General features: G+C 53.8%; 32 protein-coding genes and 1 tRNA gene. 24 read left to right on the top strand and 9 right to left on the bottom strand.

Going from position 1 to position 23,580, the window contains the following annotated elements:
* On the bottom strand, positions 1-1,760 hold a 1,760-nt coding region (locus KB557_RS02330; protein WP_255131189.1), incomplete at its 3' end, for an ABC transporter ATP-binding protein.
* Between the two features lie 29 nt (positions 1,761-1,789).
* Positions 1,790-2,962: a molybdopterin-synthase adenylyltransferase MoeB gene (gene moeB, locus KB557_RS02325; RefSeq protein ID WP_255131188.1), complete on the bottom strand. Its 1,173-nt coding sequence runs from the start codon at positions 2,960-2,962 to the stop codon at positions 1,790-1,792.
* A gap of 164 nt (positions 2,963-3,126) precedes the next feature.
* On the opposite strand from moeB, the gene KB557_RS02320 reads away from it, so the two are divergent.
* Positions 3,127-3,528 carry a CAAD domain-containing protein gene (locus KB557_RS02320; protein WP_255131187.1) on the top strand — a complete coding sequence of 134 codons (402 nt, stop codon included), beginning with the start codon at positions 3,127-3,129 and terminating at the stop codon, positions 3,526-3,528.
* Positions 3,525-5,015, top strand: a complete 1,491-nt coding sequence (crtD, locus tag KB557_RS02315) for a C-3',4' desaturase CrtD (RefSeq protein ID WP_255131186.1) — start codon at positions 3,525-3,527, stop codon at positions 5,013-5,015. The genes KB557_RS02320 and crtD overlap by 4 nt, the downstream gene beginning before the upstream one ends.
* Before the next feature lie 13 nt (positions 5,016-5,028).
* Here crtD and KB557_RS02310 read toward each other — a convergent pair whose 3' ends face one another.
* The gene (locus KB557_RS02310; protein WP_255131185.1) at positions 5,029-5,904 is read right to left on the bottom strand and encodes a prephenate/arogenate dehydrogenase; all 876 of its coding nucleotides are present in this window, start codon (positions 5,902-5,904) and stop codon (positions 5,029-5,031) included.
* Between the two features lie 57 nt (positions 5,905-5,961).
* On the opposite strand from KB557_RS02310, the gene KB557_RS02305 reads away from it, so the two are divergent.
* The 3 genes from KB557_RS02305 to KB557_RS02295 all read left to right on the top strand — a co-directional run bounded on the left by KB557_RS02305 (position 5,962) and on the right by KB557_RS02295 (position 8,133).
* The gene (locus tag KB557_RS02305) at positions 5,962-7,404 is read left to right on the top strand and encodes a helicase (RefSeq protein WP_255131184.1); all 1,443 of its coding nucleotides are present in this window, start codon (positions 5,962-5,964) and stop codon (positions 7,402-7,404) included.
* A 41-nt stretch (positions 7,405-7,445) separates the two neighbouring features.
* On the top strand, positions 7,446-7,688 hold the full coding sequence (locus tag KB557_RS02300; protein WP_255131183.1) for a DUF2839 domain-containing protein: 243 nt from the start codon (positions 7,446-7,448) through the stop codon (positions 7,686-7,688).
* 97 nt (positions 7,689-7,785) lie between these two features.
* Entirely contained in the window at positions 7,786-8,133 is a 348-nt protein-coding gene (locus tag KB557_RS02295) for a DUF1815 family protein (protein ID WP_255131182.1), read from the top strand.
* Here the strand turns inward: KB557_RS02295 and recA are convergent.
* The 6 genes from recA to ndhN all read right to left on the bottom strand — a co-directional run bounded on the left by recA (position 8,116) and on the right by ndhN (position 13,330).
* Entirely contained in the window at positions 8,116-9,288 is a 1,173-nt protein-coding gene (gene recA, locus KB557_RS02290) for a recombinase RecA (protein ID WP_255131181.1), read from the bottom strand. The two genes, KB557_RS02295 and recA, sit on opposite strands and share 18 nt — an antisense overlap.
* Before the next feature lie 162 nt (positions 9,289-9,450).
* Positions 9,451-10,209, bottom strand: coding sequence for an HAD family hydrolase (locus KB557_RS02285; protein ID WP_255131180.1), 759 nt, complete (start codon positions 10,207-10,209; stop codon positions 9,451-9,453).
* Positions 10,210-10,230: 21 nt separating this feature from the next.
* A tRNA-Gln gene (locus KB557_RS02280) sits at positions 10,231-10,302 on the bottom strand.
* Positions 10,303-10,393: 91 nt separating this feature from the next.
* Complete coding sequence (locus tag KB557_RS02275) at positions 10,394-11,809, bottom strand: AAA family ATPase (RefSeq protein ID WP_255131179.1); 1,416 nt, start codon at positions 11,807-11,809, stop codon at positions 10,394-10,396.
* A 27-nt stretch (positions 11,810-11,836) separates the two neighbouring features.
* Positions 11,837-12,862, bottom strand: coding sequence for an LdpA C-terminal domain-containing domain (locus KB557_RS02270; RefSeq protein ID WP_255131178.1), 1,026 nt, complete (start codon positions 12,860-12,862; stop codon positions 11,837-11,839).
* 6 nt (positions 12,863-12,868) lie between these two features.
* The gene (gene ndhN, locus KB557_RS02265) at positions 12,869-13,330 is read right to left on the bottom strand and encodes an NAD(P)H-quinone oxidoreductase subunit N (protein ID WP_255131177.1); all 462 of its coding nucleotides are present in this window, start codon (positions 13,328-13,330) and stop codon (positions 12,869-12,871) included.
* Between the two features lie 379 nt (positions 13,331-13,709).
* Between ndhN and rplC the strand changes: the two genes are divergently transcribed.
* From rplC to secY, 19 genes are all read left to right on the top strand, one after another.
* Positions 13,710-14,357, top strand: coding sequence for a 50S ribosomal protein L3 (rplC, locus tag KB557_RS02260; protein ID WP_255131191.1), 648 nt, complete (start codon positions 13,710-13,712; stop codon positions 14,355-14,357).
* Positions 14,358-14,368: 11 nt separating this feature from the next.
* Entirely contained in the window at positions 14,369-15,004 is a 636-nt protein-coding gene (rplD, locus tag KB557_RS02255) for a 50S ribosomal protein L4 (RefSeq protein WP_255131176.1), read from the top strand.
* Positions 14,997-15,299 carry a 50S ribosomal protein L23 gene (locus KB557_RS02250; RefSeq protein ID WP_255131175.1) on the top strand — a complete coding sequence of 101 codons (303 nt, stop codon included), beginning with the start codon at positions 14,997-14,999 and terminating at the stop codon, positions 15,297-15,299. The genes rplD and KB557_RS02250 overlap by 8 nt, the downstream gene beginning before the upstream one ends.
* Before the next feature lie 12 nt (positions 15,300-15,311).
* Positions 15,312-16,175: a 50S ribosomal protein L2 gene (gene rplB / locus KB557_RS02245; RefSeq protein ID WP_255131174.1), complete on the top strand. Its 864-nt coding sequence runs from the start codon at positions 15,312-15,314 to the stop codon at positions 16,173-16,175.
* Positions 16,176-16,210: 35 nt separating this feature from the next.
* Positions 16,211-16,486 carry a 30S ribosomal protein S19 gene (gene rpsS / locus KB557_RS02240; RefSeq protein ID WP_255131173.1) on the top strand — a complete coding sequence of 92 codons (276 nt, stop codon included), beginning with the start codon at positions 16,211-16,213 and terminating at the stop codon, positions 16,484-16,486.
* Between the two features lies 1 nt (position 16,487).
* A complete protein-coding gene (gene rplV / locus KB557_RS02235; protein ID WP_255131172.1) occupies positions 16,488-16,850 on the top strand; it encodes a 50S ribosomal protein L22 in 363 nt (120 codons plus the stop codon).
* A gap of 6 nt (positions 16,851-16,856) precedes the next feature.
* Positions 16,857-17,585: a 30S ribosomal protein S3 gene (rpsC, locus tag KB557_RS02230; protein WP_255131171.1), complete on the top strand. Its 729-nt coding sequence runs from the start codon at positions 16,857-16,859 to the stop codon at positions 17,583-17,585.
* Positions 17,586-17,599: 14 nt separating this feature from the next.
* Positions 17,600-18,064, top strand: a complete 465-nt coding sequence (gene rplP, locus KB557_RS02225) for a 50S ribosomal protein L16 (RefSeq protein WP_255131170.1) — start codon at positions 17,600-17,602, stop codon at positions 18,062-18,064.
* A gap of 3 nt (positions 18,065-18,067) precedes the next feature.
* On the top strand, positions 18,068-18,280 hold the full coding sequence (gene rpmC, locus KB557_RS02220) for a 50S ribosomal protein L29 (protein ID WP_255131169.1): 213 nt from the start codon (positions 18,068-18,070) through the stop codon (positions 18,278-18,280).
* Between the two features lie 13 nt (positions 18,281-18,293).
* Positions 18,294-18,548 carry a 30S ribosomal protein S17 gene (rpsQ, locus tag KB557_RS02215; protein ID WP_255131168.1) on the top strand — a complete coding sequence of 85 codons (255 nt, stop codon included), beginning with the start codon at positions 18,294-18,296 and terminating at the stop codon, positions 18,546-18,548.
* 10 nt (positions 18,549-18,558) lie between these two features.
* Complete coding sequence (rplN, locus tag KB557_RS02210) at positions 18,559-18,924, top strand: 50S ribosomal protein L14 (RefSeq protein ID WP_255131166.1); 366 nt, start codon at positions 18,559-18,561, stop codon at positions 18,922-18,924.
* A gap of 31 nt (positions 18,925-18,955) precedes the next feature.
* On the top strand, positions 18,956-19,267 hold the full coding sequence (gene rplX / locus KB557_RS02205) for a 50S ribosomal protein L24 (protein WP_255131190.1): 312 nt from the start codon (positions 18,956-18,958) through the stop codon (positions 19,265-19,267).
* An 85-nt stretch (positions 19,268-19,352) separates the two neighbouring features.
* Complete coding sequence (gene rplE / locus KB557_RS02200; RefSeq protein ID WP_255131165.1) at positions 19,353-19,892, top strand: 50S ribosomal protein L5; 540 nt, start codon at positions 19,353-19,355, stop codon at positions 19,890-19,892.
* A 23-nt stretch (positions 19,893-19,915) separates the two neighbouring features.
* Positions 19,916-20,317, top strand: a complete 402-nt coding sequence (gene rpsH / locus KB557_RS02195) for a 30S ribosomal protein S8 (protein ID WP_255131164.1) — start codon at positions 19,916-19,918, stop codon at positions 20,315-20,317.
* A 14-nt stretch (positions 20,318-20,331) separates the two neighbouring features.
* Positions 20,332-20,871 carry a 50S ribosomal protein L6 gene (gene rplF / locus KB557_RS02190; protein WP_255131163.1) on the top strand — a complete coding sequence of 180 codons (540 nt, stop codon included), beginning with the start codon at positions 20,332-20,334 and terminating at the stop codon, positions 20,869-20,871.
* 30 nt (positions 20,872-20,901) lie between these two features.
* Entirely contained in the window at positions 20,902-21,267 is a 366-nt protein-coding gene (gene rplR / locus KB557_RS02185; protein WP_255131162.1) for a 50S ribosomal protein L18, read from the top strand.
* A gap of 12 nt (positions 21,268-21,279) precedes the next feature.
* Positions 21,280-21,939, top strand: coding sequence for a 30S ribosomal protein S5 (gene rpsE, locus KB557_RS02180; RefSeq protein ID WP_255131161.1), 660 nt, complete (start codon positions 21,280-21,282; stop codon positions 21,937-21,939).
* Between the two features lie 10 nt (positions 21,940-21,949).
* On the top strand, positions 21,950-22,402 hold the full coding sequence (gene rplO / locus KB557_RS02175) for a 50S ribosomal protein L15 (protein WP_255131160.1): 453 nt from the start codon (positions 21,950-21,952) through the stop codon (positions 22,400-22,402).
* 30 nt (positions 22,403-22,432) lie between these two features.
* On the top strand, positions 22,433-23,580 hold a 1,148-nt coding region (gene secY / locus KB557_RS02170; protein WP_255131159.1), incomplete at its 3' end, for a preprotein translocase subunit SecY.

Here is a 23,580-nt window from a genome sequence, read left to right as displayed (position 1 = left end):
GTAATTCGCACCCGTTGCCCAGCTCGCAAATCAAATCCACTCATTTGGCGATGCCAATAGGAGGCATAAAGCCCCCCCGCTGCAAGCAATGCGTTGTGGTGACCCTGTTCCACTACTTTTCCTGCCGCAATAACAGCCACCTGGTCCATGGAAGCCGCCGCTCGCAGGCGATGCAAAACGGCAATCACCGTTCGCCCTTCTCCCAAACGGGCAAGCGTTCCATTTATTGCAGCTTCAGTGGCTGGATCCAAAGCACTAGTGGCTTCATCTAAGAGCAATAAACGGGGATCCCGCAGGATTGCTCGAGCAATAGCAATGCGTTGGCGTTGGCCACCGGATAAACAGCCGCCTCCAAACCCCACCGGAGTTTTTAAACCCTGAGGTAACCCTTCCAAAAAGCTGCCTAATTCAGCCGCCTCAGCAGCTGCTCTCACCTCAGCGCTACTGGCATCAAGACGGCCAAGGCGAATATTTTCAGCAATGCTCAAATCAAATAACACTGGCTCCTGCGGCACTAATGCCACCTGGTTTAACCATTGGTCGCGATTGAAGCTGGCTAACGGCAAGCCATCAGCCAGCAGTTCTCCCCCTTGGGGTTCCAGCTGACGCAACAGCAGCTTTAAAACTGTGCTTTTACCGCCGCCACTGGGGCCCACCAACGCCAATGAGCTGCCTGCTGGAATTTGCAAACAAAGATCTTCAAGGCCGCCGCCTTCTCCATAGCGGTAGCTCACCTGTTTCAGCTCAAGGCCCTGCTTGAGCGGAGGCGGTGCCGGCAAACTTGCAGCCTTTGTTTTGACAGAACGCTGTTGCGGTAATTTTCGCTCCAATAGATCCAAGGCGGTGCTGGCCGCCTGCAGCGGCAGTAATAAGGGGCCCAATTGCCACATGCCGCTAACTAAAGCTGTTGCGATGCCAAGCGCTGCCACCAATTGCCCCACACTTAATTGTTTTTGCAGCACCAACCAGGTTCCTAATGCGAACACACTCACCAAGGTGAGTAGAGCAGATGCGGTGAGGGCTGCATTTTGCAACCCATTCACAGTGCCCACCTGAAGCCCCTTGCGTTTTAAATCGTGGTTGCGCGTAGCAAAATCTGCCCGCGTAGCGCTGCCAAGACCAAACAGATCCACTAACTCGCGGCTGCGCAAGCGCTCCATGGCAAATGCCAACAAAATTGCAGCCTTTGCAACCCGGCCCTCCTCACTACGAGCTAAGGCTGGGGTGAAAGCAACCTGGCTTAAAAACAACAACGGCGTGAGAACCACCGCAACTAATGCCAAACGCCAATTGATATGAAACAGCAACAACACACTGAGCACGAGCTGAGCCAGTGTCCAAATAAAAAGCGGCAACTGAACCACCACCACATTCTCAATGGTGGGTATCTGCTGGGCTAATAAAGCTTGTTGTTCCACTTCATATCCAACCCCAGCTGGCTGTTTCTCCTGAAGCAGGTGCGTGAACAAACGCTCACGAAAATCATTGCAAAGTTCACCGCCAATTGCTGCGAATAGTTTTACTTGCAAGCCATTACATGCCACCGCTATCAGCAACCAAATGCAGGGCAATACCAAAAGAGGAATAGCGCGGGCCGGTTCCCCAGGGGTGATGGCGCGATCGATAACCAACTGCAATAAAACCGGAATGCCCACCATTAAGAGGGGATCCGGCAATACCGCCAAAATTGCTAACACGGCCTGAGCGCGATATCTACCGAAATAAGGCCAAAGGCGCAGCGGCAGCGTTAAGGCAGCCATAAATAACAAAAACCAATCAGGGTTAAAGCTTAATAACGCTGAACGCTTTGATCGATCTCTTTACTCCAGGCTTCTATACCACCTTCAATATTGATACCTTCGATGCCATGGCGCCGCAATGCAATCAAGGCCTTGGCACTCCGCCCCCCCAATTTGCAATGCACATAAAGACGTTTACCCATGCTCAGCTCTTTCACACGCTCGATGGCACTGCCATCTTCAATTGAATCCAACGGCACCAAAATTGCCCCAGAGATAACAGCGATTGCAGCTTCTGGTGGATTACGCACATCGAGCAATATCAAGTCCTTTGCATCACTATCTAATAGTGCTTTCAAATCACCAACACTTATACTTGCAACAGACCCCGCCTCCTCCTGGCCAGGAGCACTGCCTCCCACACCGCAAAATTCTTGATAATCTATTAACTTATCAATTACCGGGCGCTCTTTGGAAGGGCGCAGCTTAAGCTCTCTAAATTTCATTGCAAGCGCATCAAATAACAATAACCTGCCGCTTAATGTTGTGCCGATTCCAGTTATTATTTTTATAGTTTCAGTGGCCTGGATAATTCCAATAACTCCTGGCAATACACCCACCACTCCTCCTTCAGCGCAAGAGGGCACCAATCCTGGTGGCGGTGGCTCTGGGAATAGGTCGCGATAGTTAGGGCTTTCAGGGTCTAAATTGAATACTGTTGCCTGCCCTTCAAAACGGAATATCGAGCCGTAAACATTAGGCTTTCCCAATAAAACACATGCATCATTTACTAAATAACGAGTAGGGAAATTATCAGTGCCATCGCAAATAATATCGTAAGGAGCCATTATCTCTAGAGCATTTTCACTTGTTAATGCTGTTTCGTAAAGATCTACTTGGCAATGGGGATTAATCTCATGAATGCGATGTTTTGCAGATTCAATTTTTGGTTTGCCAACCCAACTAGTGCCGTGGATCACCTGCCGTTGCAGGTTGCTGTAATCCACCACGTCAAAATCGACAATTCCCAAACGACCCACACCAGCCGCCGCCAGGTAGAGCAGCAGCGGCGAGCCCAACCCGCCCGTTCCAACACACAGCACAGCTGCCGCCTTCAACCTCTTTTGCCCTTCCATGCCCACTTCGGGCAAAATCAGATGCCTGGAAAACCTGGCAATTTCATCAGGACACAAACTGATATCGCTGGTGTTTAAGGGGAGCATGGCTGCATTAATTGGTGCACGCAGCACCTGAGCTTTTTTTATTCTCCCAAATACTTGGCCGCCCCAAGCTTCAAACGATCAGCCAATGCCCATCGGTTTTGAAATAAGCCTGGTGAAACTACGAAGTTCTCGATACCTTGATCGCAGTAACTAATCCAAAGTCCATGACGGAACCAAGCGAAGTAAACATCGACGCTCAACCGGTGGACAGCAGCAACGCTGAAAACACAAATCCACTTGGCGATATCAGCGGGGCTGCTGCTGATTTCAAAGAGCGCTACAGCGAAGTTCTAGGAAAAGTGAACAATGCTCTTGATGGTGTGAATTGGACCCAGATGGGCCGTATCGGCAAATCCGTTGGGATCCTGGTTGCAGTAATAGTGGCCCAGGTATTAATAAAAGGGGTACTCGACACAATCAATCTGCTGCCAGTGGTTCCAGGTTTATTAGAACTACTTGGTTTAGTGGTAGTTGGTAATTGGAGTTGGGGCAACCTTCGCACAAGCACCAAGCGGGAAGAGCTGGTGCAACGAATCACAAAACTGCGTCAGGAATATCTGGGTTGAATTCATCGCCATGGGATGTGGTGGTGGTGGGGGCTGGTATCGCCGGCCTCACCGCTGCTGCTCTTGCGGCTAAAGCTGGCAAAAAAGTTCTGCTTCTGGAAGCCCACCATCAAAGCGGTGGCTGCGCCGGTACTTTTAAGCGCGGTTCTTACACCTTTGATGTGGGGGCTACCCAGGTGGCAGGCCTTGAACTCGGAGGCAGCCATCAACGAATTTTTTCTGAGCTAGCAATTGAGCTGCCTCAAGCCACCCCACTGGATCCTGGCTGTGTTGTTGATCTCAATGATGGCCATGAACCCATCAAGCTTTGGCGCAGTGCTGAACGTTGGCGCGAAGAAAGAAAACGGCAATTCCCAGGCAGTGAAGCTTTTTGGCAGCTTTGTGCCGCTATCCACCGCAGCAATTGGGCTTTTGCTTCTCGTCAACCGATATTGCCGCCTCGCAATAGCTGGGATCTGGGGCAATTACTAAAAGCCCTAGGCCCTGGCAACTTGGCTAGCGGCCTTTTCATCGGTAACAGCGTTGCAGATTTATTACGACTATGCGGTTGCGCTTACAACGCAAAACAACAAAGGCTGTGGCAATTCCTTGATCTCCAATTGCGCCTTTATTCGCAAGAGCCGGCAGAACGCACTGCTGCCCTCTACGGCGCCACCGTGCTCAACATGGCGCAAGAACCTCTGGGTTTGTGGCATCTCCAGGGTTCTATGCAAGCCCTTAGTGACGCCCTAGAAGGGGCCCTTGCTAAACACAAAGCAGAACTGCGGCTAAGACATCGCGTTGAGCGATTTAGATATCAAAACGGCAGCTGGCTAATTAGTGGAGAAGGCCCTGGGGGAAAGCAATTCGAATGCTCTAGCCCTCAGCTGGTGTGCAGCCTTCCACCCCAAGTTTTACCAAAACTGCTTGGGGAGCAATTGCCCCCTACTTATGCCAAACGGCTAGGGGAATTTGCAGAGCCATCAGGGGCTTTAGTGCTTTACGGCGCTGTAGATCGCGCTTGTTTACCAAGCGATTGCCCAAGCCACATACAACTCAACTGGCAAGATCCTGGTTCTATTTTTGTATCTATAAGTTGCGAAGGGGATGGGCGCGCTCCCGAGGGCCAGGCAACAGTGATCGCCAGCGTTTTTAGCCCAGCAAAAGCCTGGTTTGAATTAGCTCCTGATGCCTATGAAGCAAAAAAAACAGCGAGCCAAAATGGCATAGAAGCAGCTCTTGAAAAAGTATTGGGAATCAAACAAAAAGATTGGCTCCATCGTGAACTATCAACGCCAAGGGGGTTTGCCCACTGGACGGGGCGTCCCTATGGCTATGTGGGGGGATTAGGGCAAAGGCCTAATCGCTTTGGCCCCTTTGGCTTGGCTAGCCGCACACCTTTGCAAGGGCTTTGGCTTTGCGGAGATGGCATCTACCCGGGGGAAGGCACTGCTGGAGTAAGCCTTTCCGCTGAGATGGCGGTTAAACAATTAATTGCATCCAGCTGAGCCTGAAACCTGTTTACACAAACTGCCCTCGTAATTCTTGGCATTGGCTGAGCTTTTGCTCTAACTGCTCCCACTGTTGATTTTCAACCAGCTCAGTTAATGATTGGAGTTCATTTTTATAGCAATCAAGAGCTTTTAGCAGAGCGGAGCGGTTGGTTTGGGCCATCAAGCGCCCCAGCTGTGGGTTTCCGCCCCCCACCCTTGTGGTGTCTGCAAAGCCGGTGGAAGCTAATTGTTGCGCCAGAGGATCACCAAGCGCCGCACATTGCAACAGAGCCGCCCCCACCAATACGGGCAGATGAGAGATAAACGCCACGGCCTGATCGTGTGTGCTGGCATCGCAGTGCACTGGGATAGCCCCTAGAGCTAAGGCCAAGGTTTCCACCAAAGCCAAAGCAGCAGGATCCCGCCCCTTTGCTGCCGTAATAACCCAAGGCCGCCCCTTAAAAAGACCCTCTACCCCAGCTTCTACCCCAGCAGCAGCGGTGCCAGCCATCGGATGGCTGGGCACAAAACGGGGCAAGCGGCTGCCAAGTGCTGCTTCAACAGGGGCCTTAACGGAACCCATATCTGTAACTACAGCCGCAGCGGGTAAAGCGCTTAACAGCATTTCGCTTGGGGCGATTAGCTGATCAAGGGGCAGAGCTAACACCACAAGCGCGCAAGGTTTCATCAACACCCCGGAAAGATCCACGGCATCCACTAGATCCCGCTCTAGGGCTCGTTGGGCAGTGGCTTGGCGATGCACCCACCCGTGCACCACAAACCCGAGGCGACGCAGATCAAGCGCTAAAGAACCTCCCATCAAGCCCAAACCCACTACACCGATCGGGGCACCGTTCAGCAGGGTTTGCAGTTGCTGCACCATTTCGGCTTGGTTTGTTGCCATTTATAAAACGGGTTCGTTGGAGCAGCTATCTACGATCAGCTTGCTCAGTTTTTCTGAATGCTGGAAGCCCAGGCTCACCATCGCTTGAAGCAACTGCTTAGGGAGAGTGGTGGATCCAATTGGCCGCATCACCTAACCCTCACGCGCTTAGTTGCCCGCAGTCTGCGACGGGGCGACCACAGCCTCTTCCCAGTAAGCGCAACTGCTGATAGACCTTGGCTGCTGGGGCTGCTGCTGCCGGTGTTGATGGCAGATTATCCAGTATTAATAGTGGCCAGCGAGTCGCTGCAGCGTCGATTAATAAAACGCGAACTGGCTTCGTTAGCGGCGGTTGGCTTGCAGCGCCCCCTTTGGCAAGGCGAAAGCCCCCCAAACAACCCAGGGCTTTGGCTGGTAAGTGCAGCTGAACTAGTAGAAATCTGGCGGCGTGGAGAACTAGGCGATCATCAATTGATCTTTGCTGAAGCAGAGGAATTAGAGGAGCAGCTGCGCCAGGCGCAGGCAATTAGGTTGCTGCCGCAGCATTGGGATCAACTAGCCAGGGCGAAACCACAACTTGCTCATTCCTTGTTGCATTTGCATGAAAGATTGAGCCGGCAACTCTTAAATCGTCCGTTAGGCCGCCGTCCCAACTTAGCGATCGCCGCTGAACAGGAAGCGCCCCTAAGGCTGTTAGTGCAGGGGATTGAAGGACTGCCAGAACCTTGGCAAAGCTGGCAGCAAAGCGTGGGGCCCGATTGGACTAGCTGGGCGATAACAGAACCGAAGCTGTTGCAATGGAGCCTGGAACGCCAACCCTTAAAACCGTTAGCAAGCCTGAATGGCTTAATGCTGCAACGGGGGGCAATTTTGATAGGTGCCCTGATGCCCCAGGGGCAAAGGTTGCAAGATCTGGGATTACGTAAACCAGTGGTGGTGCCTCTACACACCCCAGAACGCCATGAGGCGTTGCCTTTATATGCGCCACGGCTGCAGGCGATGCCAAATAGCCCTTTTTTTTCTGAGCAATTGTTAGCGCAGTGTCGTCGTTTGGTGCTGGGTCAGCTGGAGCTATCGGTGGTGTTGGTAAACGACGACCAATTACGGCAATGGCTTACTAGTGCCCTTGCTGCGGAATTTGGTCAACGGGTAGACCACGAACAAACTGCACCAGATAGCAACGGGGTGGTGTGCTGCGGCTGGGATTGGTGGTTGGAACACCACGAACAATTGCCGCAACCAGGCCAATTAATTGTGGGCTTGCTGCCGATTGCCAGCCTGGAGGATCCACTCACCGCTGCACGGGTAAATGGCTTGAGGCAAGGCGGTCGCGACTGGTTTAGGGAATTGCTGCTGCCTGAAGCGATTGAACGGGTGCAACGGGGTGTAGCCCCGCTGCGCACTGGCAAAACTTCCCGGCTGGCGGTATTGGATGGCCGGTTGAGAGGTCGGGGGTGGGGGCAAAGGGTGCTGGATGCCCTTGAACCTTGGGAGCCCCTGGAAAGACTGCTCCCTGCCTAGACGCCCCATGCGCCAAACTGAGGATTATTCGCTTAATCAGCATGGGCGAAGCACGCCGTCGCTCCAGCCAGGGACTGCCGCCAAGAGTTAGTAAGAAGGCAGCTCCAAAAGACGACTCTCCTCGCATCGTTGCCTGGATCCCTCTAACCCAAAATCAAGCTCGCCAATTTGTGAGCCTCACCAGCAAAGGAGCCTGGATTGGCATTGGCGCCATGGCCGTGCTCTGGGTAACTGTGCGTTTTATTGGCCCAGCCGCAGGCTTATGGCACTTATCAGACGGATGATCAATGTGCCGTTCCTCTGACATTGCCGTTTCTCTAGGTATTTACACTCGCAAAAACCGAAGAAATCCCTAAAATAATTTTAGTTGATTATTTTGTTGTGTTTTTACGATTAGCTGCTCAGTACAAGGATCTTGTTCAAGATCTAGTGATAAGCCTGAAGGCTCTAGCCGAGAGCATGAAAAAGGAAGGTGTTTCAGCTAGTTGTTACACCTGCGGTGAAGATGGCAGCCATGGAGCTTCTTTTGTTGCCGATCTAGGTGATGGCCACGCAGTGCGTTTCCTAGTTTCTGATTGCGGCATCAACTGGATGGAGCTGCGCCATGGCGTTGAGCTGGTGAAATTGGAGGGTGCTGAAGCAATCCAAGAATTAGATCGCCTCAGCAAACATCTCCGCGGCATCCAGAGCCAAAAATTTCAGACCGTTGGCTCAGCTCGCATCAGCTAATGAACTAGCGCTGCTGGATTCTTCTGTTGAAGCTCGCTCTGCGCCCTCCTTTCGTTTCGCCGCTGCTACAGCTAGAGGCTTCATTGAATTTGCCGTTACATCAGCCCCTTCAGTGAGCTTTTGGCGGGTTTTTGCTTCAATAATTTCTTTAGCTTCAGGGTTTTGTTCAAGCCAAGTAATTGTGTTGTCTCGTCCTTGACCAACATTGTCTCCGTTGTAGCTGTACCAGGCGCCCTTACGCACCACTATTCCCGTTTCTTCAGCTAGGTCGAGCAAACAACCAAGGATGCTGATGCCGCGGCCGAAAATAATGTCGAATTCAGCGATACGGAAAGGTGGCGCCACCTTGTTTTTTGCCACTTTTACCTTGGCGCGAATGCCATATTCCTCTGTGCCCCTTTTAAGGGTTTGGATCCGACGGATATCGAGTCGCACCGAGGCATAGAACTTGAGAGCATTGCCGCCGGTAGTTGTTTCCGGGTTGCCGTAAGCGATCCCAATTTTTTGACGCAACTGGTTGAGAAAGATCACCGTGCAACCGGATTTACCGATATTGCCGGTGATTTTTCGCATCGCCTGGCTCATCAAGCGGGCTTGGCTACCTACCGCTAGATCACCCATTTCTCCCTCTATCTCAGCCCTTGGGGTAAGCGCCGCCACGGAATCCACCACCACGATGTCTACCGCAGCAGAACGCACCAGCTGATCAACGATCTCGAGGGCCATCTCACCAGTGTCTGGCTGAGAAACCAGCAGATTTTCTACATCTACGCCCAATGAGGCCGCGTACAGGGGATCAAGGGCGTGTTCCGCGTCAACAAAAGCTGCAACCCCACCCCGTTTCTGCACCTCGGCAATGGCATGGAGCGTGAGGGTGGTTTTACCTGAGCTTTCAGGCCCGTAAACCTCCACAACCCGACCCTTCGGATATCCGCCACCAAGGGCGAGATCAAGGGTGAGAGCGCCGGTAGAAATTGTTTCCACCCGCATGCGGGAGGCATCTCCCAACCGCATGATGGAGCCCTTGCCAAAGTTGCGCTCAATTTGGTTCAACACCAGCGCTAGGGCCTTTTCCCGCTCGCTAGCGGAAGGTGAAGCGGCCTGGAGGGATCCAGATTGGTTTGAACCGGCCTGGGATTTGGAATCAGCAGTCATGGGCTAATAAACAGCAAAGAAAAAGTAACTAGATCGAGTGAAAACACAAATTTCTGGATTATCCAGGCATCGTGCAACCACCTAGAAAGAAGTGCCACCCAAGCCGCCCGGTGTATCGACCGGCGAAGGTGGAAATGGTTAGTTCAAATGTATTGTAACAAATCAGGGCCAGTCGTCTAGGGGTAAGGCCAGGGTTTCGCGGTTAAGCAAAGAGATCCGCTTTGGCAAATTTTCGGTGTCTTTTGGCAGGAGGTAGCCCCAAGACGCCAAAAGGCAGCTCAGATCTTCTAATCCCGGGGTACGCAGCACCTCTTCAAGGGTGAGCCTGCGATCCTCCAAAAAACGCCAAGGAATTGAATTGGCCCTGCCTTCGGCCCGCTCTGATAACAAACCAGCTAACACCGCGGGTTTTGAACCTGCTTCGCGGCCATGAACCGCTACGGGTTCCAAGCCGTGGGCCCTTAGTAGTTCCTCCGTGAACTGGGCACTTTTAGTGGTGAGCACTTGCCAGGGCACCCCCTCCTGCTGAAATCGCCAAAGACACTCCTGCATCCAGGGAAAAACCTGATGCCTCGCTAGCCAACGCTGGCGGTCGCTCACGATCGCCTCTTGCCGCACTTGATCAAGTAAGTGGGTGAGCTCGGCTTGCTTCCAACCCAAAAGGGCAAGGCTGCCCTGCAGCGCTGTGCCGTAATTTTCATGAAAACTGGCCTCTGGTAGAGCCTCTCCCCCCACCAAAGCTGCAAGCACAGGCATCTCCCAGCCAGCCAGCACCCTTGGCCGCAAGGCTGCAAATAGGGGCGGCAGGGCCTCCGGCAAAGAGGCTAATGAGGGCAATAGGCGCTGGGCGCAACTGCGGGCGGCCCACCAATATTCGGCCATGCCATCAATAACCACACCATCAAAATCGGTGATCAGCACAGCAAAAATAGCTTCAAAAAACTGGGTCGCTAGGATTCGAACCTAGGAATGGCGGTACCAAAAACCGCTGCCTTACCGCTTGGCGACGACCCACTGGGGCGTTGTTAGGGCTAGAGCTGCCTAACGAGCTCTTATATAGCCACAAAAGGCTACCCAGCGTCAAACCCCTCGCACAAAATCCCGATTATTCAGATGTGAGCCTTGCGTTGTGATGCCGCAGCAAACGCTCTAGGGCACGCTGAACTTGGGGCAAACTATTTGCTTTGATCACGTGGATCGGCACCCCGCCATCACGGGCTTCTCGGCGCACTTCTGGGTGTAAACCCAGCTGATGTTTGCCCGCCAAAACCGCATCGGCCTGGGCGAGATCTTCGGCCAATTGCACAGGCCAATGGCGGCTGCGGGCCGCCTGGGTTACCAGCCGTGCAGCAATGCCGCAGCAGAAAATCATCAATGGCGCGCTAGAGCCAACTGATGGCTTTTGTGCAGGTTTAATTACTTGCTTAATCAGCGGTGTTGGCGGCAGTGGCGTTGGAGGGCGCAGCAGCGAAGGCAGGGGTTGTTCAACTTTTAGGCAGCCCGCCCGATCCACGGTTCGAATTTCGGGCCGCGCTCCATCGCCTCTTAATAAGCGATCAACAGTGCCTGCAACATCTGTATGCACCAGCCAACGGCTGCGGCTGTGCATCTCCACAGCAATCGGGAAAGTAGGAGCGGCTGAACGCTCTAAAACCGCCTTACGGCTGCCGCGGCGGCGGGCTTCATCGTCGCCGAGAGTAACCGCCTGCACTCCCCCCACCAGGTCGGAAAGGGTGGGGTTTCGCAAAAGATTTTCTAAAGCGTTGCCATGGGCTGTTGCAACAAGCTGCACCCCCCTTTCGGCAATGCTGCGGGCGGCAAGGGCCTCCTCCTCTGTGCCGATCTCGTCGATCACAATTACCTCGGGCATGTGGTTTTCCACTGCTTCGATCATTACCCGGTGTTGCCATTGAGGTTTTGCCACCTGCATGCGCCGGGCACGACCAATCGCGGGATGGGGCACATCACCATCACCCGCAATCTCATTGCTTGTGTCTATTACCACCACTCTTTTTCCAAAATCATCGGCCAGCACCCGGGCGATCTCTCTTAAGGCAGTGGTTTTGCCAACCCCAGGGGGCCCCAATAACAAAAGCGACTGAGCTGAATCAAGCAGATCACGCACCATCGCCACAGTTCCAAATACAGCCCTCCCAACCCGGCAAGTGAGGCCAATCACCAGCCCCGAACGGTTACGCAGGGCGCTAATTCGATGCAAAGTGCCTTCTATACCCGCTCGGTTGTCGCCTCCAAATGAGCCCAATTGATCGATTATTAGGCGCAGATCCTCGCTGCTTACAGGCTTAGATCCCAAATCCACGCAGCCATGGGGATAGCGGGCTTCCGGTTTTCGGCCAAGATCCAAAACCACCTCCAACAAGCCTTCCCGCTGGGCTGTAGTGGCCAAAGAAAGCTGCAATGGAGTGGGAAGCACCGAGAGCAGGCGATCGAGATCATCGGTAACGCGATGCTCCTTAACAGTTACCCCAGATAACAGTGAACCAACTTCTGCGCTCACCATCCCCGTTCCTGGCAGATGCGCACTGGTTTAGCAGGCCCAGAGTAATTCCAGAGAGTGTTGGGCCTTTGGCCACAAATCAGGGCAGTGAAGAAGCCGTTTGCCCCTTCGTTCGGCTTCGATCAAAAAAGGTTGCAGCAGCGCGCGAGCACTGCCCCCATAGGCGATTCCAGCAATACCGCCCGTGGCAGGCGTGGGCGATATCTGAATTTTGAGAAGGCGGCGGCGGCTATCAGCGTTGGTGCCGCCGGCAAGCTGTATCAAGCCCGGGGGCAGGAATGGCCCGAGGCGTTCAAATAAAGCCACTGCGGCATGGGCAGTGCCCGCGCCAATGTCGCCACTCATAGGGCGACCATCCAGTTGCCAAAGCCAAGGCCAGCTTGATGCCGTTAAAAAACCATGAAGCTGCCATAAATAAGCCGCTAGAGCTAACTGGCCAGGCTCGCGCCCCTCGCCGCAACTCACCGCAAGCAAACTCAGTGATAAATCACTAGCGCTGATCGCAGCTAATAGCTGAGCAAAAGCCTGGCTGCGGCCTGGGCTTGTATGCACTTCTATGGCATCGGGTTGGGCCTGCTTAAGCAACTGCAAAAGCTGATGCCCCTCCAGCTTCACCGCCTGCTCCTGAATCAAATTCAGGGGACAAATCTCCAAACAGCGACCACAGCCGTAACAACGATTTGCGATCACACCGATGCTGGGATCGATGGCCAAAGCCGGACATACCGGAACGCAGGGGCGCGGACAGCTGCTCGGGCACAACTGCGGATCAAAAACCGCTTTACGAAAATGGGGGTCTACGCCATCGCTAAGGCTCAACATCAACCAAGGCCGGCGCGGCACCCCCTGCTCTAAAGCCCACGCAATGCCCCGTTTAACCGCTGATATCACCCCTAAATCTGCTGCTACATCGAGGCAATGGGCCCCCGCCAAAGTTGCCAAGGCGGCTTGATCTTCAAGGCCCTGCAGATCATGGTTACTTGCGCCACCTATCCACTTAACCCAGCTGCCGTGGGCAAGAGCTGCTTCTGGAGCAAGCCAAGGCTTAACTCGCACCAAGAGCTAACTCAACTCAAGCTCTTGGAGGGGCTGCCAGCGCAAATTCCGGGAACCGCCCATTTCCAGCACTAGATGCAAACGCGATTCCCTTTGGCATAAAGCCTGCAAGCTATTGCGCTCTGCAGCTGATAAAACCTGACCCTCCAAAAGCCAAAGCAAAATGGGCTTGGGTCCAGACAAAGCTGGGCCCAGTTGAGGCATCACCATTTGGACATCCCCCACGGCAGCTTCCCTACCCACCCTTTGATGACCCAGATGGGGGGGCCGAATGCCGTGAAGCCCGAATAAGAAAACCTCCGGATCGCCTAAACCACGAACTGAACTGAGCTCGGTGTGATAACCGCAAGCTCTCATTCGCCTTAACAACCTTGTTTCGGCGCCGCCTTCAAGGGGGGCATATAAAGCCAATGCCTTGGATCGCTCCAGATCTCTGCGGAAAGTGCGGCCGCTGAGCAGCAGGGGCATGGGGGCACCAGCAATTCAGATCATTCTGGCAGGGCCTAGAACTAACTCAGATTTTTACCAATATTGAATTTCAACCTCAATGGTGTAAGTTATTAAGCTATGCAATTGATGTTGTGCCCGAGCGCTAGCCGGGCCTCCAGCTACAAATGCTAAGGGCTACCACAGTTGATAGCTCTTTCTGGCCAGTGCAAATTCTGAATTTTTCAGATTTTGCCGGGAAACTTACACCGGAAATCTCCTTTTAAAGGTTAATTCGCGGCGATCAGTCTCAGCCAATCCTGCCTTGATTTTTCAAGCAGATCCCCTAGCCAACTTCACCGGATTCCGTTATTGGATTCCTTTGAAGCCTGGTTACCACAGCTGGCGTGTTTCACCTCCCATGTCTATCGGCATTCTTGGGAAGAAATTGGGTATGTCCCAATTCTTCGACAACGAAGGCAAGTCCATCCCGGTCACTGTGATCGAGGCTGGACCTTGCCGCATCACCCAAGTCAAAACTCCTTCTAACGACGGCTATAGCGCTGTCCAAGTTGGGTTTGGCGACATTCGCGAAAAGCTCGTTAACCGGCCAGCCCAGGGTCACCTGAGCAAATCGGGAGATGAGCCCTTGCGTCATCTCAAGGAATACCGCGTCGATTCGATCGATGGGGTTGAACTTGGTAGCAGCCTCACTGTTGAAACTTTTAGTCCTGGACAAAAAGTTGATGTAAGCGGCGACACCATGGGCCGCGGTTTCTCAGGGCTTCAAAAGCGCCACGGCTTTAGCCGCGGTCCGATGACCCACGGTTCAAAAAACCACAGGGAACCGGGTTCAATTGGCGCCGGCACCACCCCAGGCCGGGTTTATCCAGGCAAACGGATGGCTGGCCGCTACGGCGGTACCAAAACCACCGTTAAAGGTTTGGTGGTGTTGAAGGTTGACGCTGAGCGCAATCTGTTAGTGGTGAAAGGCTCCGTACCGGGCAAACCCGGTGCCTTGCTAAGTATTCAACCGGCTAAGCGGGTTGAGTACAAAGCTGGATCGTGAGAGAGGAAACCATGGTTAATTGTGTTATTCGCGACTGGCAAGGCAACGAAGCTGGAAAAGCTTCCCTCGATTTAGCCGTTGCCAAGGAAACTACCGCTGCCAACCTTGTGCATCGCGCTGTAGTGAGACAACTGGCAAATGCCCGCCAGGGCACTGCCAGCACCCTTACCAGAGCTGAAGTGCGTGGTGGTGGCCGCAAGCCCTACAAGCAGAAAGGAACCGGACGAGCTCGCCAGGGTTCAATCCGTACTCCCCTGCGGCCAGGTGGTGGCGTGGTGTTTGGCCCCAAGCCCCGCTCCTACGAGATATCCATGAATCGCAAGGAGCGTCGTCTAGCGCTCCGCACTGCCCTTATGAGCCGAGGCTCAGATTTGGTGGTGGTAAAAGCCTTCATCGACGAACTTGCCAAACCACGAACGAAAGACGTAGTGGCAGCTTTGGAGCGTTGGGGTGTGCCCAATGGCACCCGAGTGTTGCTTGTGGTGGCCGAGCTGGCCAGCAGCGTGAAGTTATCTGTGCGCAATCTGCCCACGGTGAAACTTATCGCCGCTGATCAACTCAACGTTTTTGATCTCCTCAATGCCCAAAAGCTTGTGGTTAGCGAAGACGCCCTTGTGAAGATCCAAGAGGTTTATGGCAATGGCTGAACGTTTTGCAGATCGCTTGGCGGATGTGATCCGCCGGCCACTGATCACAGAGAAGGCCACCCGCGCCCTTGAGTTGAATCAGTACACCTTTGAGGTTGATCCCCGGGCCGCCAAGCCCGATATCAAAGCCGCCGTAGAACATCTTTTCTCGGTAAAGGTGGTGGGAATTAGCACCATGAACCCACCTCGTCGCACGCGGCGGGTAGGCCGTTTCTCCGGTCGTCGCGCCCAGGTCAAAAAGGCCGTTGTGCGATTGGCCGAAGGCAACAGCATCCAGCTTTTCCCTGAATCGTAAGGAGCGTTAACCATGGGAATCCGTAGCTATCGCCCTTACACCCCCGGTACTCGCACCCGGGTGGTGAGCGATTTCAGTGAAGTAACGCGGCGCAAGCCGGAACGCAGCCTGGTGGTGGCAAAACACCGCCGCAAAGGCCGCAATAATCGCGGGGTGATCACCTGCCGTCACCGTGGTGGCGGCCATAAGCGCCTTTATCGCATCGTTGATTTTCGCCGTAACAAAATCGGTGTTGTGGGTCGGGTGGCTGCCATCCAATACGACCCCCATCGCAATGCGCGTCTTGCCCTCCTCTATTACACGGATGGCGAAAAGCGCTACATCCTCCATCCCGCTGGGGTGGTGGTAGGTCAGGAGGTTGTCTCCGGTCCTGAGTCGCCAATTGAAATTGGCAACGCCCTGCCCCTATCAGCCATTCCACTTGGTTCGAGCGTTCACAACGTGGAGCTCTATGCCGGTAGAGGTGGCCAAATGGTTCGCACCGCTGGAGCCAGCGCCCAAGTGATGGCTAAAGAAGGCGACTACGTCGCTCTGAAACTGCCCTCTACAGAAGTGAGGCTCGTGCGCCGTGAGTGCTATGCCACCCTCGGTGAAGTAGGCAATGCTGAAATTCGTAATACCAGCCTTGGTAAAGCGGGTCGTAAGCGTTGGCTGGGTCGTCGCCCTGAGGTGCGTGGCAGTGTGATGAACCCCTGCGACCACCCCCACGGTGGTGGCGAGGGTCGTGCTCCCATCGGTCGCGCTGGCCCTGTTACCCCTTGGGGTAAACCAGCCCTTGGTTACAAAACCAGGAAGCGCAACAAGCCCAGCAACCAGTACGTCCTCCGGAAGCGTCGCCGCGTATCCAAACGCAGCCGTGGCGGACGGGATTCCTGATGACTTACTTCTGCCAGCTGATCGCTTAAACCTCTATGGGACGTTCACTAAAAAAAGGACCATTTGTTGCCGACAGTCTTCTCCGCAAAGTGGAGAAGAACAACATTGCCGGAGAAAAGCCTGTGATCAAAACCTGGTCCAGAGCTTCAACAATCCTGCCGATGATGATCGGTCACACCATTGCCGTTCACAACGGCAAAACCCACGTACCGGTCTATGTAACCGAACAAATGGTGGGTCATAAATTGGGGGAATTCGCCCCCACACGCTCCTTCCGGGGCCACATCAAGGATAAGAAAGGAGCACGTTGAGATGGCAAAAAAAATCCTCACCCCCAATCAGGCCCTTGCCCACGCTCGCTATGTGCGGGGTTCCGTGTCCAAGGTTCGACGTGTTCTCGACCAAATCCGTGGTCGCAGCTATCGCGATGCGCTGATCATGCTCGAGTTCATGCCTTATCGCTCCACCGGGCCCATAACCAAGGTGTTGCGGTCTGCTGTTGCTAATGCCGAACACAACCTCGGCGTTGACCCAGGCAATCTGGTTATTTCCGTAGCCAGCGCCGACATGGGTCCGTGCATGAAGCGCTTCCGGCCCCGCGCCCAAGGGCGTGCTTTTGCGATCAAAAAACCCACCTGTCACATCTCCATTGGTGTGACTCCCCAAGACGCTTAAAGACCGATGGGACACAAAATCCACCCGACCGGCCTGCGCCTGGGGATCACCCAGGAACATCGCTCCCGCTGGTACGCACCCGCCCGCACCTACCCCGCCCTGCTTCAGGAAGATGAACAGATTCGTCTGTTTGTTAACAAGAAATATGCCTCTGCTGGCATCAGCAGCGTGCATATCGCCCGTAAAGCCGATCAACTGGAGGTGGAGCTCAAAACCGCCCGCCCTGGTGTGCTGGTAGGTAGGCAGGGCAGTGGCATCGAAGAGCTACGCGCTGGAATCCAAAAAACCATTGGTGATCTCACCCGCCAGGTGCGTATCAACGTGGTGGAAGTAGAGCGGGTAGATGCCGATTCATTCCTGCTTGCTGAATACATCGCTCAGCAATTGGAAAAGCGGGTGGCGTTTCGTCGCGTAATCCGCATGGCCGTTCAAAGGGCCCAGCGGGCCGGCGTACTTGGCCTAAAAATCCAGGTAAGCGGCCGTCTAAACGGCGCTGAAATCGCCCGGACGGAATGGACCCGTGAGGGTCGGGTTCCCCTGCACACCCTGCGGGCTGACATTGATTACGCCACCAAGGTGGCCAGCACCACCTACGGGGTGTTGGGCATCAAGGTTTGGATTTTCAAAGGTGAAGTTCTGCCAGGGCAAAAGGAGCAACCCCCTGTGGGTGCCGCTCCCCGTCGCCGCACAAGCAGGCGACCCCAAGATTTCGAGGACCGCTCTAATGAGGAGTGAGGGAGGCCTAAACCATGCTTAGTCCACGTCGCGTCAAATTCCGCAAACAACAGCGAGGTCGCATGCGCGGCGTTGCTACCCGAGGTAACACCATTGCTTTTGGTTCATTTGCACTCCAAGCCCAGGAATGTGGCTGGGTTACGGCACGGCAGATCGAAGCCAGTCGCCGTGCCATGAGCCGTCTAACCAAACGGGGCGGGCAAATCTGGATTCGGATTTTCCCCGATAAGCCAGTCACCATGAGGGCAGCCGAAACCCGTATGGGTTCTGGTAAAGGCAACCCAGAATTCTGGGTTGCCGTTGTGAAACCAGGCCGCATTCTCTTTGAGATGGGCGGACCTGAAATCACAGAGGCCCTCGCAAAGCAAGCCATGCGTCTGGCTCAATACAAATTGCCGGTGAAAACAAAATTCATCGTCAAAGAAGAGGAGGAGGCCGTTGTTGAGGTCACCGCGCAAACCATCGCAGTGGAGTCTTAAACCATGGCACTTCCCGAAATCACCAGCCTGCGCAGTCTTAGCGACAGCGAAATCAGCGACCAGATCAGCGGTACCCGACGGGAACTGTTTGATCTGCGTTTCCAGCAGGCCACCAGCCGCCTGGAAAATCCCCACCGTTTCCGCCATGCCCGCCTCAAGCTGGCCCAGCTGCTAACGGTGCAAAAGGAGCGCTCCAGCTCCGTTGCCGCCCTCTGACCCCCCTAAAACCATGGCATTAAAAGAAAGGGTCGGCACCGTCGTTAGCGACAAGATGGATAAAACGGTGGTGGTGGCGGTAGAAAACCGTTTTCCCCATCCCATCTACAAAAAGACGGTTAGCCGCACCACCAGATACAAGGCCCATGATGAGGAAAATCGTTGCCAAATCGGCGACAAAGTTCGCATCACCGAAACCCGTCCTTTAAGTCGTACCAAACGCTGGGCGGTGGCCGAAATCATGACAACAATCCTCGGGGCCCGCTGAGCTAAAACCCATGATTCAGCAAGAAAGCTACCTAAACGTTGCCGACAACAGCGGTGCCAAACGGATCCAGTGCATTCGTGTATTGGGTACAAACCGTCGCTACGCCCACGTAGGTGATGTGATTGTTGCCGCCGTTAAAGATGCCATGCCCAACATGGGCGTCAAAAAATCAGACGTGGTGAGAGCCGTAGTGGTTCGCACTAGGCACACCCTGCGTCGCGACACCGGCAATTCGATTCGCTTCGACGACAACGCCGCTGTGATCATCAATGCCGATAACAACCCGAAAGGCACCCGTGTTTTTGGCCCTGTGGCCAGAGAACTGCGGGAACGCAATTTCACAAAGATTGTTTCGCTCGCTCCGGAGGTGATCTGACATGTCAGCTCCCACCCCCACCCGGATCAAGATGAAGATCCGCAAAGGCGACACCGTTCAGGTGATCACTGGCAAAGATAAGGGTAAAACCGGCGAAGTACTTCGCACTTTTCCCTGGGAAAACCGTGTGCTTGTTCAAGGTTTAAACCTGAGAACTAAGCACGTAAAACCCACCCAAGAAGGTGAAACAGGCCGAATCCTCACTGAAGAAACAGCAATTCATGCTTCCAATGTGATGGTTTATTCCACTTCTAAACAAGTGGCAAGCCGGGTTGAACTCGTTACCGATAAAGACGGCAACAAAAAACGCAGGCTCAAGAAAACTGGGGAACTTCTTGATTGAAGCCCCTTAGCTTCAGCCACTCCCTCTCTTTCAACACCTTTTTCTGGCTCTGACCCAGTCCAGAGTCGCCACTAAATCCCCCGCCATGTCCCTTAAAACTCGCTACCGGGAAGCGATCCAGCCAAAGCTGCTCAAGGATCTCAACTTTTCCAATATGCACCAGGTTCCAAAAGTGGTGAAAATCACTGTGAACCGTGGCCTTGGTGAAGCGGCTACAAATGCCAAAGCCCTTGAAGCATCTTTAACTGAAATCGCTACCATCACCGGCCAAAAGCCGATGGTTACCCGAGCCAAGAAAGCCATCGCCACATTCAAGATTCGTGCTGGCATGCCGATTGGTATCGCCGTTACCCTTCGGGGCGACAGGATGTATGCCTTTTTAGAACGCCTAATCAACTTGGCGTTGCCACGTATCAGGGATTTTCGCGGGGTAAGTGAAAAGAGTTTTGATGGACGGGGTAACTACACCCTTGGGGTTCGGGAACAGATCATCTTTCCTGAAATCTCCTTCGACAAGATCGACGCCATCCGGGGCATGGACATCACCATCGTGACCAGCGCCCGTAACGACGAAGAGGGCCGCGCCCTGCTTCGCGAGATGGGGATGCCGTTCCGCAGCAACTGATTGCCCTCGTTCCGGAAACCGCTATGGCCAACCACGACCCAATTTCAGACATGCTCACTCGCATTCGTAATGCGTGTGAAAAACGTCACCCAACCACCCGCATTCCTTCCTCTCGGATGTGCCGCAGTATCGCAAAGGTGCTGCAGCAGGAGGGTTTCATCTCCGAAATCGCCGAGGAAGGTGAAGGGGTGAGCACGCAAATCGTGCTCTCTCTCAAATACAGCGGCAAGCAACGCCAGCCCTCAATTCGCTCAGTGCAGCGTGTGAGTAAGCCGGGTTTGCGCGTCTACAAAAACCGCCGCGAACTACCCAAAGTTTTGGGTGGCCTCGGCGTTGCAATCATCTCTACCTCGAAAGGGGTAATGAGCGACCGCACCGCCCGTAAAGAAGGCGTGGGCGGTGAAGTGCTCTGCTACGTGTACTGATCGGAGAACAAACCATGTCACGCATAGGCAAAAATCCGATCCCCCTCCCAGACAAGGTGTCTGTAGAGATCAATGGGCTTGCCGTAAAGGTGAAAGGCCCTAAAGGTGAACTCAGCCGCCTGCTACCTGAAGGGGTAGTTATTACTCAAGCTGAAAACATTCTCACCGTGGCAGCCGTAGATGCCACCCGTCGTTCCAGGGAACGTCATGGTCTTTGCCGCACCCTGGTGGCAAACATGGTGGAAGGTGTTTCTAAGGGCTTTACCCGCAAACTCGAAATCATCGGTGTTGGTTATCGCGCCGCTGTTAAGGGCAAAACCCTTGTTGTTAACGCCGGCTACAGCCACCAGGTGGAAATTGAACCCCCTAACGGCGTCACATTTGTAGTGGAAAACAACACTCAGGTGATGGTTTCCGGGGCGGACAAAGAGATTGTGGGCAATGAAGCCGCCAAAGTTCGTGCCATTCGGCCACCGGAGCCTTACAAAGGTAAAGGGATCAAATACGAGGGTGAACGCATCCTTCGCAAGGCCGGAAAGACCGGCAAGAAATAAGGCCGTTCCTCTCTTTTTTAAATTCCTGCCATGTCACCCTCCTCTCGCAAACAGCAAACCCAACGCCGTCATCGGCGTTTGCGTCGCCACCTTGAAGGCACACCCGAGCGTCCACGGCTTGCCGTATATCGCTCTAACGAGCACATATATGCTCAAGTGATAGATGACGCCGCCCAGCACACCTTGGCGGCTGCCTCCAGCCTCGATAAGGATCTACGCACTGGTTTGAACAGTGGCTCCAACTGCGATGCTTCTATCGCTGTTGGTCAGCTGGTCGCCAAGCGTGCCCTTGCCAAAGGCATCCAACAGGTGGTCTTCGATCGCGGCGGCAACCTGTACCACGGTCGGGTTAAAGCCCTTGCCGAAGCTGCCCGGGAAGCGGGCCTTAAGTTCTGATCCTGCGAAACCATGACTGCATCCAACGACCAGTTCCAAGCTCAAGACATTCCCGGCGCTGCTGATGTTCCCGCCGCTGCCGAAGGGCAGGGAGATCGCCGTGGCGGCCGCGGTGGCGGAGCTGGCGGTGGCGGTGGTGATCGTCGCGGCCGGGGCGAAAAACGCGGTAACCGTCGGGATCAAGAACGCGATTCCGAATGGCAAGAACGGGTTGTTCAAATACGCCGTGTTTCCAAAACCGTAAAAGGCGGTAAAAAAATGAGCTTCAGGGCCATCATCGTTGTAGGCAACGAAAAGGGTCAAGTTGGTGTTGGTGTTGGTAAAGCCGGAGATGTAATTGGCGCTGTTAAAAAAGGCGTGGCCGATGGCAAGAAAAATCTTGTAAAAGTACCCCTCACTCGCTTCAACTCCATTCCCACCATGGGTACAGGCTGCGATGGCGCTGCCAGTGTGTTGATTCGTCCGGCAGCTCCTGGTACCGGAGTTATCGCTGGCGGATCGATCCGCACGGTGCTCGAGTTGGCAGGCGTTAAAAACGTGCTGGCAAAACGCCTGGGCAGTAAAACTCCGCTCAACAATGCGCGGGCTGCCATGGTGGCCTTACGGGGGCTTCGCACCCACCAAGACACCGCCAAGGAACGCGGTATTCCTTTAGAGCAGATCTATTCCTGAGCCCATAACCATGTCACTAACACTTCAAACTCTCAAACCCCAGAAAGGTTCCCGTCGTCGCAAACTCCGCAAGGGGCGCGGCATTGCCGCTGGCCAAGGCGCTAGTTGTGGTTTTGGAATGCGCGGGCAAAAGTCAAGATCCGGTCGCCCTACCAGGCCAGGTTTTGAAGGCGGCCAAATGCCCCTCTACCGTCGCGTACCAAAGCTCAAGCACTTCACATTGGTGAATCCCACCTACTACACCGTGCTCAATGTGGGCAAACTTGCCCAAATGAAGGCCGGTTCTGTTGTTACCTGTGAATCTTTAGAAGAAGCTGGGGTTATTACCAGCCCAAAACATCCTCTTAAAGTTCTGGGTAATGGAGATCTAACGGTGAAATTAACCGTACGCGCAGCAGCTTTCACCGCCTCAGCTCGGGAAAAAATTGAAGCTGCAGGGGGCAGCTGCGAAATAATCGATTAAACATTTCATCTTTTCTGAGCCCACCAATCCATGCTTCTTAGTAGGGGTCGCACCCCAAGCGCTGGCGAAGTTATTACTCAACTGGTCCAAGCCAAAGTTCTGAGAAATCGTGTTCTCACAACTCTTGGCCTTTTGGTATTGGTGAGGCTTGGCATTTATATCCCGATGCCAGGCATCGATCGGGTTGCGTTTCAACAATTCATTCAGCAAGGCGGACAGCTGATTGGATTTTTAGACATCTTTACCGGTGGTGGTATTTCCTCCCTCGGCATTTTTGCTTTGGGCATTTTGCCTTTCATTAATGCCTCGATAATTCTGCAGTTGTTAACGGCATCTCTACCAGCCCTTGAAGATCTCCAAAAGAATGAGGGGGAGGCTGGTAGACGCAAAATTGCTCAGATAACCCGTTATGTAGCTCTGGGTTGGGGAGTTTTGCAAAGTGTCGTTTTTGCTTTAATCCTGAGGCCCTATGCGGTGGATTCCGTATCGAGCACAGTTTTTGTAGTGCAAACAGCCCTGGCACTTGTTACTGGTTCAATGGTGGTGATGTGGATATCGGAAGTAATCACCGAACGGGGTATCGGCCAAGGGGCTTCTCTAGTGATCTTCCTCAACATTGTTGCCACCTTGCCTAAGGCCCTTGGCTCCACCGTTGAGCTAGCCCAAAGTGGAGATCGAGGCACCATCGCGGGCATTCTCGTTTTGGTATTGGTTTTTTTGATCACGATCCTCGGCATCGTTTCTGTGCAAGAAGGCAGCAGACGAATTCCGATCGTTAGTGCAAAACGCCAAGTGGGCAATGGAGCGATGCTGCCGGAGCGCCAGAGCTATCTCCCCTTGAAGCTCAATGCAGGTGGTGTGATGCCGATCATTTTTGCTTCTGCCGTAATCTTCTTGCCCTTAACAGTGGCAAATCTCACTAAAAGTGAATTGCTGATTAAAATTGCCGGTTATTTAAATCCAAATAGCAGCACACCTTGGCTTTATGCCCTGGCATTTTTTGGTTTGATCTGTGGCTTTTCGTTTTTCTTAGCCACCCTTTCAATTAATCCACAAGACATCGCCACAAATTTAAAAAAAGGAGGCGTTGCGATTCCAGGGGTAAGGCCTGGCTCTGCAACAGCCAAATATCTAGGGGGAGTTCAGAATCGCCTCACCCTGCTTGGGGGCCTATTCCT

This window comes from Synechococcus sp. Cruz CV12-2-Slac-r, from assembly GCF_024346075.1.
In the GTDB taxonomy this organism is placed as follows: Bacteria; Cyanobacteriota; Cyanobacteriia; order PCC-6307; family Cyanobiaceae; genus Synechococcus_D.
The sequence above is the reverse complement of the archived record's forward strand: the minus strand, read 5'-3'. Positions and strand labels throughout refer to the sequence as shown.

What these genes read in the sequence shown, in the direction of transcription:
- moeB (WP_255131188.1), bottom strand. Translation starts at nt 2,962, where the DNA reads ATGCTCCCCTTAAACACCAGCGATATCAGTTTGTGTCCTGATGAAATT.
- KB557_RS02320 (WP_255131187.1), top strand. Translation starts at nt 3,127, where the DNA reads ATGACGGAACCAAGCGAAGTAAACATCGACGCTCAACCGGTGGACAGC.
- KB557_RS02310 (WP_255131185.1), bottom strand. Translation starts at nt 5,904, where the DNA reads ATGGCAACAAACCAAGCCGAAATGGTGCAGCAACTGCAAACCCTGCTG.
- KB557_RS02305 (WP_255131184.1), top strand. Translation starts at nt 5,962, where the DNA reads ATGCTGGAAGCCCAGGCTCACCATCGCTTGAAGCAACTGCTTAGGGAG.
- KB557_RS02300 (WP_255131183.1), top strand. Translation starts at nt 7,446, where the DNA reads ATGGGCGAAGCACGCCGTCGCTCCAGCCAGGGACTGCCGCCAAGAGTT.
- recA (WP_255131181.1), bottom strand. Translation starts at nt 9,288, where the DNA reads ATGACTGCTGATTCCAAATCCCAGGCCGGTTCAAACCAATCTGGATCC.
- KB557_RS02275 (WP_255131179.1), bottom strand. Translation starts at nt 11,809, where the DNA reads ATGGTGAGCGCAGAAGTTGGTTCACTGTTATCTGGGGTAACTGTTAAG.
- ndhN (WP_255131177.1), bottom strand. Translation starts at nt 13,330, where the DNA reads ATGCCCCTGCTGCTCAGCGGCCGCACTTTCCGCAGAGATCTGGAGCGA.
- rplC (WP_255131191.1), top strand. Translation starts at nt 13,710, where the DNA reads ATGTCTATCGGCATTCTTGGGAAGAAATTGGGTATGTCCCAATTCTTC.
- rplD (WP_255131176.1), top strand. Translation starts at nt 14,369, where the DNA reads ATGGTTAATTGTGTTATTCGCGACTGGCAAGGCAACGAAGCTGGAAAA.
- KB557_RS02250 (WP_255131175.1), top strand. Translation starts at nt 14,997, where the DNA reads ATGGCTGAACGTTTTGCAGATCGCTTGGCGGATGTGATCCGCCGGCCA.
- rplB (WP_255131174.1), top strand. Translation starts at nt 15,312, where the DNA reads ATGGGAATCCGTAGCTATCGCCCTTACACCCCCGGTACTCGCACCCGG.
- rpsS (WP_255131173.1), top strand. Translation starts at nt 16,211, where the DNA reads ATGGGACGTTCACTAAAAAAAGGACCATTTGTTGCCGACAGTCTTCTC.
- rplV (WP_255131172.1), top strand. Translation starts at nt 16,488, where the DNA reads ATGGCAAAAAAAATCCTCACCCCCAATCAGGCCCTTGCCCACGCTCGC.
- rpsC (WP_255131171.1), top strand. Translation starts at nt 16,857, where the DNA reads ATGGGACACAAAATCCACCCGACCGGCCTGCGCCTGGGGATCACCCAG.
- rplP (WP_255131170.1), top strand. Translation starts at nt 17,600, where the DNA reads ATGCTTAGTCCACGTCGCGTCAAATTCCGCAAACAACAGCGAGGTCGC.
- rpmC (WP_255131169.1), top strand. Translation starts at nt 18,068, where the DNA reads ATGGCACTTCCCGAAATCACCAGCCTGCGCAGTCTTAGCGACAGCGAA.
- rpsQ (WP_255131168.1), top strand. Translation starts at nt 18,294, where the DNA reads ATGGCATTAAAAGAAAGGGTCGGCACCGTCGTTAGCGACAAGATGGAT.
- rplN (WP_255131166.1), top strand. Translation starts at nt 18,559, where the DNA reads ATGATTCAGCAAGAAAGCTACCTAAACGTTGCCGACAACAGCGGTGCC.
- rplX (WP_255131190.1), top strand. Translation starts at nt 18,956, where the DNA reads ATGAAGATCCGCAAAGGCGACACCGTTCAGGTGATCACTGGCAAAGAT.
- rplE (WP_255131165.1), top strand. Translation starts at nt 19,353, where the DNA reads ATGTCCCTTAAAACTCGCTACCGGGAAGCGATCCAGCCAAAGCTGCTC.
- rpsH (WP_255131164.1), top strand. Translation starts at nt 19,916, where the DNA reads ATGGCCAACCACGACCCAATTTCAGACATGCTCACTCGCATTCGTAAT.
- rplF (WP_255131163.1), top strand. Translation starts at nt 20,332, where the DNA reads ATGTCACGCATAGGCAAAAATCCGATCCCCCTCCCAGACAAGGTGTCT.
- rplR (WP_255131162.1), top strand. Translation starts at nt 20,902, where the DNA reads ATGTCACCCTCCTCTCGCAAACAGCAAACCCAACGCCGTCATCGGCGT.
- rpsE (WP_255131161.1), top strand. Translation starts at nt 21,280, where the DNA reads ATGACTGCATCCAACGACCAGTTCCAAGCTCAAGACATTCCCGGCGCT.
- rplO (WP_255131160.1), top strand. Translation starts at nt 21,950, where the DNA reads ATGTCACTAACACTTCAAACTCTCAAACCCCAGAAAGGTTCCCGTCGT.